Genomic DNA, 23041 nt, shown 5'->3' on the forward strand with positions numbered 1-23041 from the left:
ATCTTTAATGCTTATATGAGGGCTAATGCTTATATACATTAGCCTTTCTGTGGAGAAATTTCTAACGCTCAAAAGTCGCTACAGAATAAGTCTCTGCCGTATAATAAGGTTCTTCATCAACTTGATAGTCTTTGGCAAGCGCTGCTGCTGTTTTATGGTCAATACAGTGTATGCCTAGCTCTTCGCAGATAGAGACTATTTCTTCTGGTGCAAAAAAAGCTTTAAAGGGAGATTTCTTGCTTGCAAATTCATCTAGCGTTTTTTCTAAACAGTTTTCATTAGCAGCTGAATCTAATGTCTTTGTTTTAGTTTGCATTAGAGCATGCATATAATCAAAAGTAATAATTAAGTGGTTGAATTGATTAGCTAAATTTTTAAGGATTTGAATGACTTCTTCTTTCTCAAGATAAAAGGTATTGCCTTCCCAAAGAATTAGGGTTGGTTTGTTAAAGTCAATATCATTATTTTTTAATGCTTCAATCAAATTACCTTTAACATAATCAAGACCAATATAAGTAGCATTTTTGTTGACATGATTTTCAGCAAAAATTTCCTCTTTGCATTTTAAAATAGAGGGTTGATCAATTTCAAAAAAGCGAGCGCTAAACTGCTGTGTATATTTCGCTTTTCGTGTGGCTAGTGTATCAAAACCGCTGCCTAAAATAATAATTTGTTTAACGTCTTTGTGTTTTACGGCATCAGAAATAGTTCGCCTAAAAAAGCGTGTTCTTGTGGCAAGCGGGAGCCACATGCGTTTATCTAAGCGTTCTTTGGCCTCTTTTTCAATCTCTTCATTAACAAACTTTGCCATTTCAGCATCTTTAAAAAGATCTTTATCTCTACTACCTTGTTTTTGGGTTAATGTGGGCCAATTTTCTTTTTTCTTAGCTTCATCTTTCCAGTAATTGGCTAACAGGGCCGTAGTAGCAACGTTATAGTCATTTAAAATTTTTTTAAGCATAAATAAACTCTCTTTATTGTAATAATGCATCAATAATCTGATTGGTACCGGAATAATAAGCAGCGTGATCTGCATCTAAATAAATAATACGGTCAGTAACTATTTTGCTCATGCGTAATTGATCACTTAAAAGAAGAGCCTGGTCATAACGGCAAACTAAGGCGCGCTTAGCAAGCTTGGCAAAGTGTTGGCCTACCTTAACAGATTCTATTAAAGGTTTTAACGGTTCAGGCTGAATTTTAGATAATGCTGTTTGCGCCTCTACCAAACTACATTGATTAAAAAAGACATTTACTAGATTTTCAGTGCATTTAAGACAAATCGTTTGGTAATCTTCATTAATAATGAGGTAAGGCGTTAAGTTGTTTGACTCGGAAGCTTGTGCAATTGAGAATAACGATTGCTCCCCTTGAGGGATATAAGCTGCCACAAAAATAAGTTCACGGATAGTTTCAGGTATGGCTTCAGCAACTTCTGAAATAATGAGTCCTGCCATACTATGGCCAACTAGTGTGACTTGCTCAGATTGTTCTTTTATAAGCTCAATAAGATATAAGATATAATCTTGCATGCCTATATTATTACGATTGTTCACATTTATTTGACGTCCAGGTAAATTAGGCGTTAGAACTTTATGTCCTTTTAAAGCAAGTGCTCTAGCTATATATTCCCAACACCATGCAGCATGCCAAGCGCCATGAACTAAAATAAAGGTGCGATAATTCTGCATAAAACTTCGTAAACAAAAATTATTTTATGGAAAAGATTAAAAATTAGTTAAATAGTCATTTTATAATCTAACTTAGTAGTCTGTTGACTTTATTCAATTTAAGCAATGAAATCAAATAAAAATTTGATGATTTTAAGTACAGTCTATATTTAAATATAAATAATTAAAATACTGGAGCTAATTGCATGCTAACAAAAGAAATAGTCATTATAGGCGGTTCTATTGCAGGCTGTGCACTTGGAGTTTTATTACAAAAGTTAGGTATAGATTTTGTTATTTTAGAGAGAGCAACATGCCTTATAAATCAAGGAGCGGGCATAATGTTACCCGAAAGCCTTATTAAACAGTGTATTGACCTCGATTTATTAGATGAGACAATGCCACGGATACCAATTAATGAACGCATCTTTGAAAGAAAAAATGAAAATGGGCAATCAACAGCCTTTTGGTCTCAAGAAATTAATGTTCAGGCACTTAATTGGATGCACATTTATGAAAATCTTTCTAAGCGCCTGAATAAAAAACATTATCATTTGCAAACAGAGGCCCGTGCAATTACACAAGAAAATGAATTATTTACCATAAAGACTTCTAAAGAGACCTATCAAACTGACTTTATTATTGGCGCTGATGGGATTAACTCGTTTGTGCGTACTCAATTGATACCACAAGCTAAGCCTAATTATGCAGGTTATATTGTATGGCGCGGTCTATTAAATGAAGCAGAAGTAGTAAATATAGACTTATTTGAAAAACACATGTTTTATTATTTGTTTCAAGGCGGTCATGCTTTATTTTATAAAATCCCTGATAAAGAAGCTGGTCAAAGTCTATTAAATTGGGTGCTCTATGAAAATTGTCAGGATAAACAGTTAAGTGATTTATTAATCGATAAGATGGGTAAAAAACATAAACAATCGCTGCCCAGAGGCTATTTATCACCCGAGCAAATTGATTATATTAAAAAATTAGCTAAGGCCACATTACCTGTGCCTGCGGCAAAATTAGTAGATAAAACAGCTGAGCCATTCATTCAAGCTATATTTGATTTTAAATTACCACCTTATAATAATAATCAATTTATTTTTGTAGGCGATGCAGCTGTCACTTTAAGACCACATAGTGGCTCAGGCGCACTTAAAGCACTAACCGATGCTATCAAATTCTATCAACTCATCAATAAAAGCGGTAGCAAAAAGTTAAATAATATTACTATTGAAGAATGGAAAAATTATCAGACGCATCTTGCTACGCAAGAAACAGCAAGAGCCAAAAAAATGGGTGAAGTACTCGTAACTAACCCCCCTGATTGGTCTTTAATGAATCATGAAAAAACAGAAAAATGGTGGGCTGATCTTATGGTAGAAAAAAACTGGTATGCAACTAAATTAAAATAAGTGGAATATTTAAGTAAAGGCAGTATCTACCCTTACTGCGGCTTGTTCGCAGGATTCAATCACATGGGTAATTCCTAGATTCTGTGAACAAATCGCGAAACGTAGATATAGGGTTAAGCTAGCTTCGCTAATTATAACCTTAGCCTAAGTGAAACATAGTAAAGCTCTTATCTTAAATTAAAATTAAAGACAAGGTTATGCTTGCTCATGTTCTTATGTAAGTTAGTTTTATAACTTAAATCCTATTAATTCCACCAAGGGCAACTTGATAGAGATTTTTAGTTAAATAAAATTATATTTTTTAATCATTTAGTTGATTAAAAGAATGATTTTAAAAAGATGAAAATTTATAAAAATAAAATTTATTTTTAATCTCTTCCTTGGATTCCTGTGGCTTTGTTTAAAAATTTATCTAAAAGTAAAATTTTTTTATTTTTTGGGTAAATTTAATATATCCTTAAGGTTTCAGGAATAGAATATATCTCATTAACCTACCAATGTTGAGAAAGCGCTATGTCTAGGGATATTTTAAAAACTACTCTATTACTGATTGAACAATTAGACAGTTCATTACCTGAGAAATTGGGTAATAAAATTAGAAATTTATCTAAAATAATTACGCAAATTTCTAAGAAACAAAAAGATTCTCAAGAGCTAGAATCTATAAGCGAAGCGGTCTTAAAAGAATATAGAAAATTCTTAGAGCTACCTGAAGAAAGCTCGCGAGAAGACATTTTGGATTCTGCGCAGAGGCAACTTCAAGCTATTGTCGATGATAAAAGTAATGAAAAAATTGTCGGTAAAATTATCGATAAACTAAACCTGGTTATAAGGGCTTTCAATGGCGTTAATGAGCACGCCTTAAATCCTGACGATGCTAAAATAGATGCTGAACAATATAATATTAATGAGCGTAAAGATGGTGAAACTATCGCAAGTTACATAATGCGCATTCAAGCTCAAGTTAAGGTAGTAAAAAATAAGCAACAATTATTAGACGATCTCTACTTAAAAGTTAAGCTTTTTGAAAATTTACGGGATGCATTAGCAAAAAAACCCCAACCTGCCGTTAAGAAAAAAGCTGCTAATCGTTCTCAATTAATAGAAGCAACGCTAGAGTCCAAAGAAAAAGTAACAGCTTTAAACAACGTACTAGAAACTAACTATACAGAACACAATGCAAAAGTTGTAGCGTTACAAGGTCAAGCTAAAGATGAACTAAATAAACTAAATCCTCATAAACCTGCCAAGGATAAAATTATAGTTTATGTATGGTACTTAAAAGGGGTTGTACCTGGTTCAAGAAAAATGTTTGGGATGGATTCCACGGGGCATATTGGTATTAGCGTAGGTGAAGAATACTTAAGTTTTTACCCCAATAAAAGCGGAAGTGCAAAACCTTCTTTTTTAGCTAAATTAGCAAAAAAACTAGGTATGCCATCACCCGATGCGTGTCAAGGTGTTTTTCGTCCTCTGGAAGAAGATTTGTATCGACGCTATGTATCGACAGATAATTATAGCTACTGGCAATGTGAAGCTATCGAGATACCTTGTGGTGATAAGAAGCTTGATATAGATGCAGCAACTAAATATGCTAAAGAATTATTAAGTGACCCCGTTAAGTATGCATTTTTTAGTAAAAATTGTTCATCAATAGGTTTTAATATTCTTAAAAAAGCTGGGGCTGAAGACGTTATGCCATTACCAACTTCACATGGCGTTTTACCTGATTCGCCTGGAGAGTGTCGAAATTATGCTAGGGATGTAAAACAACGTATCGAAGAAGCTGCTTTACAAGAAAGACTAGTTGTAGCTGCTCCTTATCAGCAACGTATACGAAAACGTCTTGCCCATATAAAAGCTCAACTGCAAAAAGATTTAGAAGCACTTATTAGAAATCATGAGCCTTATAATAATGATCCTTTATATACACAAGATAATAAAACGGAAGCGCAAAACTTATTAAAAGAGGCAAAAAAGAAAATTGAAGATATAGATAGAGATATTGAAAATGCTAAAGATGTTGCTCGTATCAATGAAATATTAGCGGGTAAAAAATATGAGCAGGCAATTCAATATGTTACGCGCCCTAGGAACTCAGAAGAATTTAAAGATAAATTTATTGTAGAACATATTTCTCCTTTATTTAGTACCTTAAAAATATTTTTACCTAGCGAAAATGAGCAAGCTATAGACTCAATATTAGGAATATTAAAGGCTAATTGTAAAGAACCAATAGAAACTGTGAATCAAGCAATTCCTCAAAAGAACTACTCATTATTACAGTTAATACAACAGCAAGATAACACCATTGTTTTATTAATAGCAGCCGCTGGAGAAAAGAAGGATGGTTTTTTAACCAAAAATCCAAGGCAGTTTTCATTAGAAGTAGTTAAAAAACTAGATCAAACGGCTAAAGACTTCGGTTATGAATTATATGAAAGAGTTCAGTCTTGTGACAACATTTATTTTCATGCTTTACACCAATTAGCAAATAATTTAAATAGACCTGATTTGGTAAGAGATTTTTATACAAATAATAAAGACAGAAAGAAAACATATGCAATATTGTATGATACGTTAAATAAGTTACAAAATGATGATAATGATATTAAGAGCCTTATTGATACAGTATTATCTAATTATATAGATGAAGCTTGTTGTAATAGCCTGCAAACATTTGAAAAAACCTATGTAGACCAAGTTCAAATGGCAACAGGTATCTTTAATGGTTATCTCTATTTTGATGCCCACGCTTCTTACGAAGAAGAAGACAACAATAATATTATGGCAAGGTTGCGATTAATATTAGGAGTTAATCAAGCCGGTTGTGATTTGCATTTGATGTCCAAGTTACCTGCAGACCATTCTCCATACAAAGGCAGCTATATATTTATCAAAGAGAACGATACGCGTGAATTGCATTATATTAAGCCGAATGGACAAGCTGAACAAGTACCTATTAATAATTTTGATTTATTTGAACAACAAATAAACCATATTAAAAAGGAAGGTGAGCTTAAATTACATCTCAGTGAGCAACAAATTAAAGAAATTGTAAAATCAAACGGGGGTTATACTCATCAAATTAAAAATATTAAAGATTTAATGGATTCATCTATTAATAACTTTAAGAAAAACCCTGCAGAAACAAAATATGATAACGCTTCTCAAGCGATTTATAATATTTTGGCAAATTTAAAACGAAATGATCATGCTAAAGCGCCAATTTCATATATTGAAGCAAAGAAGCAAATTGAAGAAGAAATTTCTAAAGCAGCGAACTGGGCTTTACCTGCTACCAAAAAAGAGTTAAAAAAATTAAAATTGCAAGCATTTGTAGTGGCTGCACATCAAGGATTTGTAAATGGACATTTAAACAAAGATGAATTTATTTTTGAACTACGCGAAGTAGCAAAACTAGAAGATGATCTGGCGAAAAAACAAACTTTAGAGCGCTATATTGATAGCTTTGCATCACAAGCGTATTTGGATGATATTTCTCCAGAAGAAAAACAGAAATTTACCGATGTAAAAAGCTTTAATTTTTATAATGACTTAACTGAAGAGCTCATAAGTTCCGATGATCCTTTAGAGTTTATACATCAATTACCGATTGACATGAACGATCAAGAGAGAATAAAGCAATCTTCTTGGCAAATTTTAGACGATGTCATACGTAATATATGTAAACATCCCTTATTTACCACTGAAATGAACCCATATGGTATTAAACATTGGGATTATTATTTTTCTAATGCAATGCGAGAAGGCTTTGGAGAAAATACAAAAGATTTCGCTAATAAAAAGTTAAATAAAGTTTATAAAGAAATTGAAGAAAAAAAAGAAGAAACATTAACTGATAGCGAAAAATTATTCATGGATGTTTATCACCATCTAAAAGTGGCAACAACTTTCCTTAATGAAAGTATGAGTGCATCTACAAGACAAAATAAGATCCAGTCATTACAGGATGAAAGTCGAATACAGCAAGGTGATTACTTCTATAATAAAATTAAAGAACTAACATTTCATGTACGTGCTGCAGGCAGAGTAAGAAATCTTGCGCAAGAAAGTGTTTTACATCAAGTCAGTAGTTTATCAATGGGCTTCCAAGGTGAGTTCTTCAAGCTGGTAGATGAAGAAGTTGAAGTTAAAGACATTAAAGAAGCAGAGAAAAAACCTAGGCAGCTTTTGGCTCAAATTACAATTGCTAAACATTTTGATCAACTGGCTCAAGAAGAAAACAATGAATTTAGTGAGAACGAGTTAGATACACTTAAACAACATATAAAACCTGCCGATCTAGCTAATAATGATAGGTTAATATTAGAAAAATTAATAGTAGATAAATATTTGAAAAATCCTCGTTGCGTGGAAGCAAGGTATGTAGAAAAACTATGCCAGGATAGAGAGGATATCAAAGCGGTAGTCGAAATCTACAAGGTTAGAATGTTTTTAATGAAAACTGAGGCGAAGCTTTATAATAGCATTACTTGGTATGAAGATGTCGTTAGCTTACGTCAAAACTTAAAAACGCAGTATGAATTAATAAAAGAAACTAATCTGCCTGAGGCTGAGGTAAATGATAGTAAATTAGAAGTAGATGAAGTAGAAGAGAAAGATAATGCCGGTTCATTCATTACTAAAGACGAGTATAAAAAACTTAAAGATGTTGCGCTCGTTAAATTAAACCAAAGTATCGGCACACTTAATAAGTTAGTTTTTCTAGAAGATGAAAAAATTAAGAAACTAATTGCAAAATTTCTCGATGTTTCAGACAGTAATACAAAAACGATTGAGAAAATCTTAAGTGAAGCAACTCATAGCGCAGTTGAGGAAGCTAGAAAGTATAACTACTCACCAGAAGAGCATTATAAAATGCAGCTTGTAGAACTGATTTGCGCGTTTTCTGCTGGCAATATAGACGAAGTAAAATTTTACCATAAGCTTTCTAGCTACATTGAAGACCATAGTCGACCTAAGTCGTGGGGGCCACTTAATTGGCTATATGATCTTACCGAAAGACATGATAGAGGCCATAAATATAGTCAAATGTCTAAACTAAAAGAGATGCGAAAAGAATTCTTAAATAAATTTGCTAGTTTAGAAGCGCAACGATTAGATTCTGTTGTGTCATTGAATGGAGCTATAAAAATACAACCTAAAGGTTATGTCCAAGAAACCGGTTCTTCTTCTTTAATTAACGATTCTCAAGCGAAAAAAGAAAAGAAACCAGTGGATTTTCTAACTGAAATAGAAACTACAAAGAGAAATGAACAAAACAGTACGAAGAAGTTAAAAACTAAGATTAGCGATAAACTAAATAGCTTTTTTAGAAAGGGCCAACATGAAAGAAAGATGGATGCCGCCCAAAAAGTTAAGCTTAATGTTAAATATGAGCATTATAATACTAGAAAGGCAGAGCTTGAAGGTGTTAATAATGATGAACAAAACGACATGGAAAAAGTAGAACGTGGACAAGCTGTGATAGAAATTTTTAAAACTTAATAATTCAAACGTAGCAACTTTCTTAAATTTTAATTCAAGAAAGTTGCTACGGCTGCTGTTCATATGTGAGCAATTACAAGGATAATTAGAAAACAATAGTAGGTAGCTTTACTTTTTAGAAAAGTATTAGGTATAAGCAACCTGAAATCAATTTTACTTTTAAATTTGATAAATAAAATATTAAGTCTTAATAACTGACACTTTAGCAAACCTATAAAAATTTTTATATTTTTTAAAAATTTTTCCAAATAAAACCATTTGTTTCGGCTATGCGTTGTGCCTCATCTAACTCTTCTTCAGTTTGTTTGGAGTCAGGACGCTCAGTCTTTTCTTTTAAATTGTCCTGAGTTTGGCTATGACTCTCATTCTCTTCATCTCTAGCTAGTTGCTCTTCAGGTTCATAAGTATTATCGGCCACTTCATCCTCAAACTTTTTCCAAACAAAATCTTCTGTTATAGCTAATTTCTCCCTAATATTTAATATTACTGGTGCTTGTAAACTACGTATATTTTGTTTAGGCAAATTATATTTACCTTTAAAGAAGGAAGGTGCTTGATATAAATGATACGCCGGCCCTCTGCTATCAGAATACATTACACTTTGGTTTAATTCTGGTGGCGATTTCTCATTATTCCTTACAGTGGATGTAACCTTAGGCACGTTCATTTCACTTGTTCGAGTAACTAAAGCTGTATCAAGCGCGAAATTGGTAGCTACCTTATTTTTGATGGTTTCGTCAGATAAGTACATGCTGCCATTTATACTTCCAGCTTTAGCTTCAAAACCCATTTTTTTCCAGAAAGGACTTGAATTGTTTACAGCCTCAAGCTCAATTTTACCTTGCTTATTAAAATTAAGGCTTTGAGTGAAGGCATATCTTGTTAATATAGTTCCAACTCTACTATAATTACTATCCAAATTGCTAAGGTTAGCTATATATAAATTGTCTTTATGTATAGCAAAAAGTATTTGCCCAATAGGCTTAACCTGACCATCAACTTTTAGCTTGGCAATAAAGAAATTATTAGGCCTTGCTGTTTCTTTAATATCAGCCTCAACTAACTTTTGATTTACCTCATCATACACTTCTACTCTAATTTTCATATAACTCTTAAATAATAGAATTAAGCTTATAAGGTAATTATAGATATCTAATCAACCAAGTGTGGAAATTTCATCAAACTAATGGGCTGCTGTCGGATAGTAAGTATTATTAAGATTTCCACTTAATTTAAGGTGTTATATTTGTAAATAACTAGGCGAGGATTATCCTGTGCAGGTATCAGTATTCCCTATCTTAAAATTGGGCGCAAGGTTTTATATTGCAAAAGTGGTGTTTTAGCAAGTGTAGGTTGGGCCAATCGGCCCAACATTTACTCTCTATTTATAATTATAAGTCGCTCTGAATTTTTCATTACTCCGGCCGCTCAATAGCCCAATATATTTAAAAATTGATGAAAACTAAAATATTTCCAGTTGTGACTTGTACTAATTGCCCCTGTAGACATAATTCGTTTTGAAAATTCGCAGTTGATTGTCGGGCCGAATGGCCTGGGTCGTGTCATCCAAGGTTATATATTCCCAAGCTTCGTTAATAACATCTTTAAACATACCCTTTCCTGGCTAATTGCCGCTTATACTACCGACCAACAGATGTTGCAATGACTGGCGAATCAATATGTTTGCGACAATTGGTGAGTGCAGGCTAAGAATTTTCTACTTTAAAAAAATATGTTGAGGCAAATAAAATACCTGCTAAAAAATTCTTCAGTAGCAAGCAGCAAATGTTGCAACTGCCTTAAATTTAAATTAAAGGCGATAACCCCATTGCTGAAAAGAAAGCAAACAAAATTAAATCTCTAACGCTGCAGCAAGTATTTAATGACTATCTTAGAGCACGCAAAGATTTAAAGTCATTAATTATTAAAAATTATCAAAGCGTTTTAAAGCAAGTTATTCCTGATTGGCTAGGTAAACCTTTAATTAATATCACCAGAGAAATGATTGCTAAACGCCATGCCCAATATGGGCAAACCAACAGTAAAGCGCGCGCAAATTACGCCATGCGCGTTCTACGCGCTGTTTTTAATTTTGCAGTCCATGAATATCAGCTTGAAGATGGCCAACCCATTATCGCCATTAATCCCGTTGAATACCTATCGCACACTCGCAGTTGGTACAGAGTAGATCGCAAAAATACCATGATTAAAAATCACGAGCTTGCTGCCTGGTATGAGGGTTTAACCAAACTAGGTGAGCAAGAGAGCTACCCACAAGCCATGATGTGGAAAGATTATTTCTTACTTATTCTTTTTACCGGTTTACGGCGAATGGAGGCAGCGTCATTATGTTGGCAGGACATTGACCTCAGAGCCAAGACATTTACCGTACAAGATACTAAAAATAGAGAAACGCATACTTTACCTCTAACTGATTTTCTTTAAGACTTATTCTTAAGAAGAAAACAATTTAAAACGAATGAATTCGTATTCCCAGCGCCTAGTAGAACAGGGCATGTTGTAGAACCAAGAAAAGCCATGCTCAAAGTCGCTGAGCTATCAGGTATTCCATTTACCATTCATGATTTAAGACGAACCTTCGCAACTATTGCTGAAAGCCTTGATTTGCCCGCTTATGCTTTAAAGCGTTTGCTCAATCATAAAATGACTAATGATGTGACGGCAGGATACATTATGCGAGATGTGGAGCGGTTAAGAAAACCTATGCAGCGAATTACTGATCATTTGATTAGGAATATGGCAAGTCAATTAGATAGTTTAAAAGAGTTAATAATATAATAAATAGAACTACTTCCCCCAGGATTCTGCTCTTAGAGCACAGAGTTTCTTCCCAGCGTGGATAAGTTTAAGAGTTAATTATAATCAAAAGTGATCCTATGTCATCCCCGCGCAGGCGGGGATCCATTCATCAATTAGCACTGAGGCTAATTTTTAGATGGATTCCCGCCTGCGCGAGAAAGACAATATAAAGTGGCCGACGTCGAGTTTAAGATTTAATAAGCAGAATTAACACCTTATTCCGAATTATCCAGACTTTTATATTTAAATATCAATAAGTTAAAAATTAAAGTGACATAATAGCCCTACATTAAGATTTCCCATTAATAAGCATATTATTTCGAGGTGATTTTTAAATTTTATTTAACCATTAAATAAAAATAGTGGGACAACTGGGACACTTGAGACAACCTTATAAACATTGAGCTAAAGTTGTCCCAGAATATTATTTTTTAATGGGACAAATGGGACAATTTATATAGAAAAATTGTCTTATTAGCATTGCGCTCTGCATTAGAGAAATTAATGCGAAATTACGATTTTAATAAACCTGAAGTCCCTTTAAATAAAAGACGTATATAAGATACGACGAATATATGTAGTTTTTTCAGCTGCGTTGGATTAGCTGCCTTAATAAGCTTTGTTGATTTTACTCCTAAAAAAATTTCTTACACGGGAATACTTCAATCACTTTTTCGTTTTTAATAATTGTATAAGCGAAAGTGATTTCTAAAGCGTTTTTAAGCTCAGATTTTATAATTTCCGCAGCAATACCTGTTTGGATATGATATTGCTCTATTACTTCTGGTAATAAAAAGATCAAATCTTGACTGCAGCTTGAAGGTTTATAAAGGATAAGGCTCTGAGTATTTAATGAAAATTGCTTATTACCTGCGTCTATTTGCTCTTTAAGCCAGATTAGGAAGTTAGATAAAGGACTTTTAGTAAATTTCTTTTTCACATTGAGAACTAATGGTTGCTCTTGCTTAGAGTCTTGCAGTTTCATGCTAATTTTAGAAGAAAATGTAGCGTTATGTGAATTGTAATTATTATTCGCCTTCATATTATTGTCCTAATTCTTATATGTAAAATTCCTAATCAATACATTGATATTGAGTAAACCTATATTAAGGCGGTCATCTCGCTATTTTATACATAGTATTTGTACTACCTATAAATAGCTCTAATCACTAGCTTAACTATAGAGGATTGTATTTTTTCATATAATTTGAAGGTAATCATTCATCATTCAAATAATAAATATTTTTATAATAATCAATAGGTTATTATTAAATCTCATCATTTATAACTTTAATTTCTAAAGTTATAGAAGGTTGGTTGTAAAGTTAAAAGGGTAGTAATATTTTAAATGTAGCTCCTTGGTTTAGAGTGCTTTTAAGTATGATTTTTCCATCCATTTTCTTTATCATTAAGAGAGCATTACTCAAACCTAGGCCAATACCGGAGTATTTTGATGTTTCTGGTGATTCAATACAGGTAAATGGCTCAAATATTGATGCATGATATTTTTTATCAATACCGATTCCTGTATCTTTAATTGTTATAACTATCCATTCTTTCTGTTCAAATTCTTCGAAATTTAAACAAATAGTAACTCCACCAATACGAGTAAATTTAATAGCATTAGATACAATATTGAGTACGATTCGATGAATCACTAACCGATCAGTATTATAATAAATTGGTAAATTTGGATAATGGCTACTTACTACTAATTTTTTTTCTTCTGCTTTAGCAGAAACAAGTAGGATAACTTCATTAATTATAGATTTGATGTCTATAGTTTTAATAGACAATTTATATTGATTACTATCTAGTCTTGAATAATCTAAAACATCTTCTAATATATTCATTAGTTGTTCTGATGATTGAATAACTAATTGTTGTAATCTTTTTAATTTAGGATCTTCTATTCTCTTGTAAATTGAACGAGACATAGAATAAATTCTACTTGCAGGAGTCCTAAAATCATGAGACATTTTCATTAAGAAATCTGCTTTTACTCGATTTGCTAATTGTAATTCAGTTACAGTATTCATAATAAATTTACATAATTTTTCTACTTCATAGATGCTGAATTTTTCATTTGTTATATAAAATTGATTAATATCTTCTACTTGTTTTTTTAAGTCAGAAATATCTACGTTATCAGTCTCAATAAAGCGATTAGTAATATTTTCTAATTTAGAAAGTGTTGATGAAATTTTAGCTGATAAAAAATGACTTCCAATAATAACTAAAACTGAAATTGGAACAAGAGTAGATAAAAACCCCTTTGTGATCTGGTTATAAAGACTATATTTAGTAAAAAGATAATTCCAAGTAACAAATAAAAGTAATGATCCTAACCATAATATGAGGGACCATATAGTTAACTGTGATTGAAGGCTAGTCAAAGGCATTAGTTTTAATATTTTAGTCTTCTCTTCATTAAAGCTTAAATAGAATCCTAAGCAGATGATTAAAAGTCCTAGAACCCAGGTTGCCTCAAATGGACTTAAATAAGGAATAGATCTAGATATAACGCAATATCGAATGATAAAGTCTGAAGAAACAATGATTAAATAGCCAATAGTAATGAAACTAACGAGATGACTCTTTGATCTTGCTAAACAAATAGTTGCTAATGCAAAGCCAGCCGCTTCAAGAAGAGTGTCTATAAATTGGAATATTCCTACTGCTAAAAAATAACTAATTTTCCAAGGTACTCCAAATATAAACATTGTAAACATCAACAAAGATAGAATGATGTTTGGTGTATATAGTGTCTGCCTTTTATTTTCACCTTTTCTGTTTAAAATAATGATGTATGCCATTGCAAGAAACTGTAATAATAAAAACGAGGCAAATGGGATTTCAAAAAGCAGTATGGTAATTGTATTTTCATACTTAAAATCAAATAAATTTAGTAAAATATTATAAGTTAAATCTGAAGATAAAGAAGCTATAAATGAAATTGATAAAATTAAAAATAATCTTTTATAAATTTTTTCCTTAAATTAATTTTTTAATCTAAATGCCAATATGGATGCTAACGCATCAAAACTGGTTTCTCCTATTAAAGGAAAATAGGCTGAATAATGATCTAATAATGAGTTACTTTTAAAAATAAAATAAAGAGAAAGGAATATTAACCACTCTATTATAGGTTTAATAATAAAATGGTTAATATTTAAGAGCTTATCGTGAACTAGGGTGTTCATATTTTAGCAATGACACGAGCTGGTAAACCATCCATATCATTAATTTTCATTGGCATAATATAAATTTTACAGCGACCAACAGGTACATTGTTGAGTTCTAAACCTTCAACAATGAGGACATCTTTTAACAATAAAGATTTATGTACAGGTAGATCTTCTGACTCATATTTATCAACACTAATATAATCTATTCCTACAATTTTTACGCCCTTTCTTAACAGTTCTTTAGCAGCATCTGGTTCAATGTAAACATATTTATCAGTAAATGCTGAATTTTTTAAAATTTTAGAGTTTGCAGTTTTAAAAAAAACAAAATCATTTTTCATAATAGAGTGACTTGCAATAAGACTTTTTGTAACGGAAATTTCTTGATCAGGAACTTCAATGATTAAACCAGAGCCAATTAAGGTTTCGATTGGAAAATCACTACTTGTTTTTCCTCCTTTAATTACATGAGCAGGAAAGTCAATGTGAGTACCTGTATGATTTCCTAAGGACAGTTTATTTAAATGAAAATGAGATCCATCTTCTAAGGTGCTTACCTGTTCAGCTTGATAGCGTGGATCGCCTGGAAAAGTGACTAATTTTTCTGAAATATTAGCTGTAAGATCATAATATTTTTTTTGTTTTTTTAAAATTGGTTCATCATTATTTGTGCTTAAATTTTCTGATTTTGACAGTATTTTTACTCCATAAAATATTTTTAGATTCAGATGTAATTGATTTTTTATTGCAAACTTAATTTATCAGAGAAGTATGTAAGGAATCAGGATGAGCATTGTTAACTAATTTTAAAATAATATTGTTAACATTATCATCTTTTATTTTCTTAGCTATTCGTGATTTCAAATTTCTTACGTGAGATAACTCTACACATAAATCTAAGGCTATTTTATCGTCAGATTTACCTGAATTCGACTGAACAAACACTTCAAATTCTCTTTTTGTAAGTTTATTTAACCCAATAATATTTTTTGATTCTCTTAAATTGTTTAAGAGTGAAGGATCAAGATACGTTCCACCTTCAATAACATAGGATAAAGCTGTTAAAAAATTAATCTCAAAATAGGGCGAACCTTTGATTGCAATGGCATCAATATATTTATTATTAATAATTCTTTCGATAATAGAGGGTTCATTGTGTGCAGTTAATACAAAAATTTTAATGTCAGGATAATAGCTTTTAATTCACTTCGATACTTCAAGCCCTGTCATATCCTGTAATTGAAAATCGAGAATAACTAAATCAGGTTTACATTTTTTAACAGATTCTATTCCATCACGGCCAAGATTATTTGTGCTGACAACGATAAACTTAGGATCGTCTATTAACTCAGTATTAAGCCATTCCCGATGTATTTCACTATCTTCAATAATACTAGTTTTAAATCGACTATGCTCCGCACAGACTTCATTTTCCATAACTTGTAATCCTATAACAAGCGATTAATAGATTTCTCAAGCAGGGCATTTTAATTGAAATAATATTTGGACGCTAGGTAAGACTTTAATGATTTTAAGAATTTAGCAATACGGGGTTTACTAGATAAATAATATTTCTTAATTAACTTTAGAATTATCTCTAGATCACAATTTATTTTTGATTTCCATTATTTGTCGGCTAGATCTTTAATTGTTGCAGCGTGTCGCTCTTTTAATTTAGCAATTGCATGAGCACGTCTTTTCTGTTTTGCTTTTTCAAGTTGTGCATTAGTAGGCGTACCAACTTTGCCAAGGATAAAGGGCTTATGTCCTTTGCGAGCGAAGCAAATTTGTTCACCATTGGCTATTTTTTCCATAATTTCACTCAAATGTTCGCGCATATAAGTGTAAGTTATAATTTGCATGACTTTCCCCACCCTCAATAGACTCATGGTTTTAACATTTTGTTATTTCCATAATGGTAAGATTAAGAGAAGTATATTTTTTTACGGTTTGCCGGTGCATCTCTAATTTACTACCAAGCTCTGTAAAGTTAATTAGGTTTCCAGAGTAAAGTGTTAAAGCTTTTAAAAGTTTAGTCATTTCACTGTGGTGTTCTATATGTCCTAAATCCTGTATATCCTTTTGAATTAAACTTAAGAGATAATTGTTATACCATGCTTGAATTCTAGGTTCATTTTCCTTTTGCACGGGTTCTGGAAAGCAGCCTGTAACGATTCTTTTAATTAAATAATCCCTAATTCTTATTTCTTTAGTGTTGGGTGCTTTTCCTTCCATAAGCTTAGATAAGAAGGTTGGTTTCCTATCTAATATTTCATATTCAGACAAGGTGGTTAATGGAATTATTTCCATCCTTCCAGCTAGGGAATCAGATAAAGTAGGAAGTAATAATGCATTCGCTGAACCTGTTAAAAGAAAACGCCCAGCAGTACGATTTTCATCAATAGCTTGTTTTATAGAGACAAATATTTCGGGTAAACGTTGAACTTCATCTAGAACAATAGATTTATCTGCAGGAATATTGCGTATGAAATCTACTGGATCTAATTTTGCAAGATTTAACTGAGTCATATCATCAAACGTTATATATTCCCAGGTTTCATTAATAACATCTTTAACAATAGTGGTTTTTCCAGATTGCCGAGGGCCCATAATATAAACGATAGGCGTATCAGATAGTGCATTGTAAATATTTGTTTTAATATAACGTTTAAACATACTCCCCTCGGACAATTGATGGTTATAGTGCCGTCCAATTGATGGTTATGATGCCGTCCAATTGATGGTTATGGTGCCGTCCAATTGATGATTATAGTACCGTCGAATCGATGATATAATAGCCGTCCAAATGATGGTTGCCTGGCCGTCCAATTGATGGTTCTATATCAATTAAAGAGGTGTGGGATAAAAAGTTTTTTCTTTAAAAACATTTATTAATGCAAATAAAATAGTAATGAAAAAATTTTTTCAGTAGCAAACAGTATCAAACAAGTCCATTTGTTATCACTACCCTGAAAGTGCTTGACGAGCTTTTAATTTTCACGCAATACTCACTTCGAGCTTTAAACTTTTATAGGTTAATGGTTCTATAAAAGTAATGGAAAAAGAATTATCACCGACTTTTTCCCGCAAGGGAACCCGGCCGGACAGTCAACTGATATTCGTAAAGTAGGATGCAATACCGTCGGCATTAAGCTGAATGAATAATCAATTGCTGAGGTAATCTATGAATCAAAAAGTATCACGTTTACAACGCTTAAATGAATTTGAATCTGCACCAAGTTCTGCTTTGTTTAATCAACACACGTTAGCGGCTGTTTTAAGTTGTTCTACTCAACTTTTAGAACGCAATCGTTGGGCAGGCACACGTATTCCTTATCTTAAAATTGGTCGCAAGGTTTTATATCGCAAAAGTGATGTCTTGGCATTTCTTGAGCAGCAACGAGTCTATTGTTCAACTAGTGATGAAGGGCGAGCCTTATCTTTAGTTAACGAATAAGTTCAATCAACATAGATTTCTGTTCAAGAAAGGGATGATTTCTATTACAGAACTTATGCCTTTCCTGAACGCTGTTTGGAGAAAGCGTCATGCCTCAAAATCAAATTATTAATATCAAAAATAAAGCGGGTAATTTCCCTGTCATTTATGAATATGCGGGTGGCTGTTTTAAGTTAACAGAGAAAGGCATTTCTTTCCTTGGCAAAGATAAAAATGGCAACCCAATGGCACCGCGCTGGATTTGTTCACCCCTTTATGTCATTGCTAAAACTCGAGATGCTAAAAGTGGCGATTGGGGTCGCTTTCTGGAATGGCAGGATGATGACGGTGTGATACACCAATGGGCGATGCCAATATCGTTACTGCAGGGTGATTCTTCGGAAGTAAGGCGAGAATTAGCCAACCTTGGCTTATCTATTTCACCGAGTAAAACTGCGCGAGATTTGCTGGCTATCTATTTACAAGTGTGTCCCGTTGAAGCAAGGGCACGTTGTGTAGATAAATTAGGTTGGTATGGTGAAACATTTATAACGGCTTCACAAACAATAGGCAATTCGTCAGAAAAAATTGTCTTTCAAAATAATAATGCGATTAAATCAGCATTGTCGGTGTCAGGCACAGTTGAAGATTGGCGAGATTCCATCGGTGCGTTATCTGCTAGAAATTCACGACTAGTTTTTGCTATCAGTGCGGCTTTTGCACCAACCTTAGCAACGATTGCCGGCGAAGATTCAGGTGGTTTTCATTTTAGAGGGGCTTCATCCTGCGGCAAAAGCACGGCTTTAAAAGTAGCGGCTTCTGTTTGGGGTAATCCACAAGCTTATTGTCGCTTATGGCGAAGTACCGTAAATGGTCTTGAAGGATTAGCTGCGCTTCATAATGATGGGTTGTTAATTTTAGATGAGCTAAGTCAAATGGATCCCAAAAAAGCAGGCGAAGCTGCTTATTTACTGGCGAATGGTCAGGGAAAAACCCGCGCTACTCACCAAGGAATAGCGAAGTCCATTTCTCAATGGGCTTTGCTTTTTCTTTCTGCTGGTGAAGAATCACTCATGTCTTTAATGGCGAGAATTGGGCAGCGAACCAATGTTGGTCAGGAAATTCGATTAGCTGATATTGAAGCAGACGCTGGCTTTCATATGGGTATTTTTGAATGTATTCATAATCAGCTTAGTCCTGTTACGATGGCTTGTCTTTAAAAGAGTATGCTAGCCAATACTATGGTGCTGTTGGTATGGAGTGGCTAAGAAAAGTCGTGGCTAATCGGCAAACGATTGCAAGTACCATAACAAATAAATTAGCGGAATTTACCGGCAGTGTTGCTATGCCTGGTTCAACTGGCCAAATCATGCGAGTGGCTCGGCGTTTTGCACTTGTTGCTGTTGCCGGCGAATTAGCGACTCAATATGGGCTAACGGGCTGGGAAGAAGGGCAATCGTTTTATACGGCCCAAGTCTGCTTTAGAGCTTGGTTAGATGCGTTTGGCAGAGAAGGTAATCGGGAAGACAGAGCAATACTTGCGCAAGTACGAGCTTTTTTTGAATCGCATGGTGCTAGTCGCTTTGATAATGTAAGAACGCCCAATAATGAACGCGTGCTAAATCGTGCCGGATTTTATTCAACTGATGATGAAGGGTATCGTGTTTATATGGTGCTGACAGAAGTCTTTAAAAAAGAGTTATGTCTTGGCTTTGATCCTAAAATGGTTGTTCGAGTATTAATGAATGAAGGCTGGTTACAACCTTCACCCGATGGATTGCCTACTCATAAACCTAGAATTAGAGGTGTAGGAACGCCTAGAGTCTATAAATTCACTGATAAAATCTGGGGCGGTGAGTAATTTATTAATTAAATAGGTGTCCGATAAATTTTAATGCTTGGGACAATTTGGGACAGTGTTGAACCCAGTACTAATGCGCTGTCCCAAGTGTCCCACTTGTCCCAGCCGATTTTACATCTTTAAGATACAACCATAACGTGTTACGCGATTTTATTCCCATTTCATCTTGTATCAACAGACACAACTTGTAGTTACCATACTCAGTCAACAAGCTTGAATACATTTGCTGCGCATACAAATAGCGCCAGCTTTTAGCGCTAGATAGGCGATGTTTAGTTAAAGCGCTGCGCCATCTTAAGCGGATTTCTTCATAAGGAATGATGTTTATTAGATTATCCAGCCTGCCAACTAATTGGTTAAAAAAGTTTAAAAATGAACGTTGAGTGATTGTTCGAATAGGGATGGTTCGATCGCTGGAATTAAAAGCAATGTCTCGAGTAATCCAGAGTTGATCATCGTTTATATGAATGGCAGATTTTAAAGTAATGGCTTCACGAAAGGTTAAACCAAATTCTACTTGCAACGCCATAATGACTCAAGCGTAAGGATCAGTGATTGATTGCCAAATATCTGCTTTAACGTTTAGCTTACGCTTTTTGCGTTTAACAGGTCGTATTAAGTTAAGCGATTTGTTATCAATATTGCCAACAGGACACTCACACAGGACTAAGAAACGACGAATGATTGTCATATAACGCATGATTGTCACTGGGTTAATCCTGCGCTTTTTCCAATAAGAAACTAGTTCTGTTATATGTTGCGTGTTTAATGCTTGCAGGTGGGCGGTACTTGCCGAATAGAAAATAAATCATCAATCATTTTACGAATAACATAAGCACGATGCTTGCGATAAAGGTATTTACCTTGTCTATCAAATTTTATTTGCTGATTAGCGAATTGTCTCAATAATTGTGTACGCATAGTTCACCTACAAAAATACTTTTTAAATAGCATTTGCCCTGAGTGCTGTTTAGTGTTGGTCGAGCAGCTCACTCGCTAGTGAACCTCGGCAAAGCCGTAAAGCTCGAAGTAGGGGGCAAAGCAATCGTTATAAGGCAAACGATTTGGCCATAACAAAGTTTTTCTAGTGGTTTTTCTCCTATTAATGCATGTGAAAAGGTTAGATAAAACGAAAGCATTTTATCCGCCATCCATTTCATATTGAATAATGAGTTAGCTCTATCGAACGACAGAGTTCCTTTAAGGTTTTCCGACTAAACGTCCAACCATGAGGTTAGGGAATGAGCATAGTTTTAGTACAAGACGCGGTAGCGTTTCGCCGGATTTCCACCGTCTCATCAGTCATACTTCAGTTAGAAAATTAACAAAGTGCAGATCTTGGTGCAAGAGGTTTGGTAGAGATTTTTTGTCCTATCTTATTTGGTGCGTTAGGACAGAAGGTTTTCTAGGGCAGGTAGGAACTGGGTAGTTAATGGAAAAATTTCTGCGTCACTGCAGATAAATCTCTTAAAAGTACCCACAACTTAAAAAATTTTCCGCAGTGACGCTGATATTATAAAAAATAATCAATTTTCAAATACTATTTTAGTAAAATTATTTTTATTTATTATTTTAAGGGTTCAAGTTCGCTTTCTAAGAAATTAGAAAGATAATAACATCTCTTTCAACAATAAGAGGGAGTTGTTTCTAATGGTTCATCATGAGTGGATTTCTAAAGAATTTGACGACATCTGTCTGGGTGATAAGCGATTAAATAAAAGATTAAAGACAGTAGCAACCCAGTTCTTCCTGAATGCAGAAAGCACGATCCCGTCGGCTTGTGAAGGCTGGTCTGGTGCAAAAGCCTGTTATCGATTTTTTAAAAACCCTAAAGTCAATGCTAGAAAAATATTGGAAACGCACCGTCAAAAGAGTCTTCAGAGAATTGGAGAAACAGAAACGGTACTTATCGTACAAGATACAACTTTTATTGATTATAGCACCCATTATCAAACCAAAGGATTAGGCGGAATAAGTAAAGATTCCAAAGGATTAATCATGCATTCATCTTTAGCTCTCTCAGAGGATGGAATTCCCGTGGGATTTTTAGGCCAAAAAATTTTTGCTAGGCCTTTTGTCGAAGGATTAAAAAAAAGAAATCGCCATGCCACACCGATCCAAGATAAAGAAAGCTATCGGTGGCTAGAGTCTTTTCACGATTCTATTGAAGGATTTTCCAATACGCAGAGACTGGTTACTATCACAGATAGGGAGGGTGATATGTACGAATTGATGCTTGAAATAGACAAGAAAGACAGCAATTTCTTGATACGCATCCGTCAAGATAGAGCAATCAATCAAAGGTTTAAGAGATCACCCGTTCAACAAAGAATGTGGAATTATATGTCTCAACAAACGCCAGTAGGTTACTTTAAAACGGAAATACAATATGTGAATAAGCATGTGAATAGATGGAGAGAAGTGGAATTAAGCGTTAAGATAGGTAGCTTTACTATACAAGCGCCACAACAAAGTAGAAATAGAGTGCTCAATGCCCCTCGCCCCATTAAGGTGTATGCTATTTATGTTCAAGAGATAAATCCGCAGAAGGGTGAAAACCCTATTGAGTGGATGTTACTCACTAATTTAAGTACGATCGATTTTGAAACTGCTTTGGTTAGAATTAGATGGTATAAATACAGATGGCTCATCGAGCTTTTTCATAAAATTCTTAAATCTGGTTATCAGGTAGAAAGCTGTCGATTATCAGAAGCAGAAAGACTGATTCGTTATTTAACTGTGATGTCTATTATTTCTTTCCGAATTCTTTCCATTACTTATTTACAGAAATATCAAGATTCGGTTAAGGCAGATGTTATATTTACGCCAGATGAATTAGTCATTTTATCTCTGTGGTCAAATAGATTAGGTAAAAATATATCCTCTCCTTTAAGTTTAGTTACAGCAGTTAAAATATTAGCCCAAAAAGGTGGTTTCTTTAATCGAAAATCAGATGAGACCCCTGGTTTCATAACTATTTGGAGGGGACTGAGAAAACTTGCTGAATGCATAGATTCTTGTCACATGATCATAGAAAATTTACCTATCGCACGCGTCACTGCGGAAAATTTTTTAAGTTGTGGGTACTTTTAAGAGATAAATCTTCAGTGACGCAGTATTAATAATTAATTTTTTTA

General features: G+C 33.7%; 14 protein-coding genes and 3 pseudogenes. 6 read left to right on the top strand and 11 right to left on the bottom strand.

The annotated features are described in order from the left end of the window. Nucleotides 1-61 precede the first annotated feature (61 nt). Both DYH30_RS04100 and DYH30_RS04105 read right to left on the bottom strand, forming a co-directional pair. A complete protein-coding gene (locus tag DYH30_RS04100) occupies nucleotides 62-961 on the bottom strand; it encodes a class I SAM-dependent methyltransferase (protein ID WP_115332495.1) in 900 nt (299 codons plus the stop codon). A gap of 13 nt (nucleotides 962-974) precedes the next feature. Next, nucleotides 975-1691 (bottom strand): alpha/beta hydrolase, encoded by a 717-nt coding sequence (locus DYH30_RS04105; protein WP_115330433.1) that lies wholly within the window; start codon nucleotides 1689-1691, stop codon nucleotides 975-977. Nucleotides 1692-1876: 185 nt separating this feature from the next. Here DYH30_RS04105 and DYH30_RS04110 point away from each other — a divergent pair, with 185 nt between their 5' ends. Together DYH30_RS04110 and DYH30_RS04115 are read left to right on the top strand one after the other, a co-directional pair. Further along, nucleotides 1877-3088 carry an FAD binding domain-containing protein gene (locus DYH30_RS04110; RefSeq protein WP_115330434.1) on the top strand — a complete coding sequence of 404 codons (1212 nt, stop codon included), beginning with the start codon at nucleotides 1877-1879 and terminating at the stop codon, nucleotides 3086-3088. Nucleotides 3089-3601: 513 nt separating this feature from the next. Further along, nucleotides 3602-8599 carry a hypothetical protein gene (locus DYH30_RS04115; RefSeq protein WP_115330435.1) on the top strand — a complete coding sequence of 1666 codons (4998 nt, stop codon included), beginning with the start codon at nucleotides 3602-3604 and terminating at the stop codon, nucleotides 8597-8599. Between the two features lie 232 nt (nucleotides 8600-8831). On the opposite strand, the gene DYH30_RS04120 is transcribed toward DYH30_RS04115, so the two are convergent. Further along, on the bottom strand, nucleotides 8832-9704 hold the full coding sequence (locus DYH30_RS04120) for a hypothetical protein (RefSeq protein WP_115330436.1): 873 nt from the start codon (nucleotides 9702-9704) through the stop codon (nucleotides 8832-8834). Nucleotides 9705-10411: 707 nt separating this feature from the next. On the opposite strand from DYH30_RS04120, the pseudogene DYH30_RS04125 reads away from it, so the two are divergent. Beyond that, nucleotides 10412-11398 (top strand): annotated as a pseudogene (locus DYH30_RS04125) (tyrosine-type recombinase/integrase); the annotation flags it as partial. A gap of 655 nt (nucleotides 11399-12053) precedes the next feature. Here DYH30_RS04125 and DYH30_RS04130 read toward each other — a convergent pair. From DYH30_RS04130 to DYH30_RS04160, 7 genes are all read right to left on the bottom strand, one after another. Beyond that, the gene (locus tag DYH30_RS04130) at nucleotides 12054-12461 is read right to left on the bottom strand and encodes a hypothetical protein (protein WP_115330437.1); all 408 of its coding nucleotides are present in this window, start codon (nucleotides 12459-12461) and stop codon (nucleotides 12054-12056) included. 283 nt (nucleotides 12462-12744) lie between these two features. Further along, nucleotides 12745-14235 (bottom strand): sensor histidine kinase, encoded by a 1491-nt coding sequence (locus tag DYH30_RS04135; RefSeq protein ID WP_115330438.1) that lies wholly within the window; start codon nucleotides 14233-14235, stop codon nucleotides 12745-12747. Nucleotides 14236-14618: 383 nt separating this feature from the next. After that, the gene (locus DYH30_RS04145; RefSeq protein WP_115330440.1) at nucleotides 14619-15365 is read right to left on the bottom strand and encodes a cyclase family protein; all 747 of its coding nucleotides are present in this window, start codon (nucleotides 15363-15365) and stop codon (nucleotides 14619-14621) included. Then, entirely contained in the window at nucleotides 15361-15552 is a 192-nt protein-coding gene (locus DYH30_RS17820; protein WP_131740653.1) for a hypothetical protein, read from the bottom strand. Before DYH30_RS17820 ends, DYH30_RS04145 begins: the two co-directional genes overlap by 5 nt. A gap of 258 nt (nucleotides 15553-15810) precedes the next feature. After that, a complete protein-coding gene (locus DYH30_RS04150; RefSeq protein WP_115330441.1) occupies nucleotides 15811-16044 on the bottom strand; it encodes a response regulator in 234 nt (77 codons plus the stop codon). A gap of 188 nt (nucleotides 16045-16232) precedes the next feature. Next, entirely contained in the window at nucleotides 16233-16469 is a 237-nt protein-coding gene (locus DYH30_RS04155; protein ID WP_115330442.1) for a type II toxin-antitoxin system Phd/YefM family antitoxin, read from the bottom strand. A 31-nt stretch (nucleotides 16470-16500) separates the two neighbouring features. Further along, entirely contained in the window at nucleotides 16501-17283 is a 783-nt protein-coding gene (locus DYH30_RS04160) for an ATP-binding protein (protein WP_115330443.1), read from the bottom strand. Between the two features lie 508 nt (nucleotides 17284-17791). Between DYH30_RS04160 and DYH30_RS04165 the strand changes: the two genes are divergently transcribed. Together DYH30_RS04165 and DYH30_RS04170 are read left to right on the top strand one after the other, a co-directional pair. Beyond that, nucleotides 17792-18064, top strand: coding sequence for a helix-turn-helix domain-containing protein (locus DYH30_RS04165; RefSeq protein ID WP_115330444.1), 273 nt, complete (start codon nucleotides 17792-17794; stop codon nucleotides 18062-18064). An 89-nt stretch (nucleotides 18065-18153) separates the two neighbouring features. Continuing rightward, a pseudogene (locus DYH30_RS04170) lies at nucleotides 18154-19904 on the top strand (DUF927 domain-containing protein). Between the two features lie 70 nt (nucleotides 19905-19974). On the opposite strand, the pseudogene DYH30_RS18680 reads toward DYH30_RS04170, so the two are convergent. Continuing rightward, a pseudogene (locus DYH30_RS18680) lies at nucleotides 19975-20825 on the bottom strand (integrase). A 729-nt stretch (nucleotides 20826-21554) separates the two neighbouring features. Here DYH30_RS18680 and DYH30_RS04180 point away from each other — a divergent pair. Next, a complete protein-coding gene (locus tag DYH30_RS04180) occupies nucleotides 21555-22997 on the top strand; it encodes an IS4 family transposase (protein ID WP_115330445.1) in 1443 nt (480 codons plus the stop codon). Nucleotides 22998-23041 lie beyond the last annotated feature (44 nt).

Source organism: Legionella busanensis, from assembly GCF_900461525.1.
Taxonomy (GTDB): domain Bacteria; phylum Pseudomonadota; class Gammaproteobacteria; order Legionellales; family Legionellaceae; genus Legionella_C; species Legionella_C busanensis.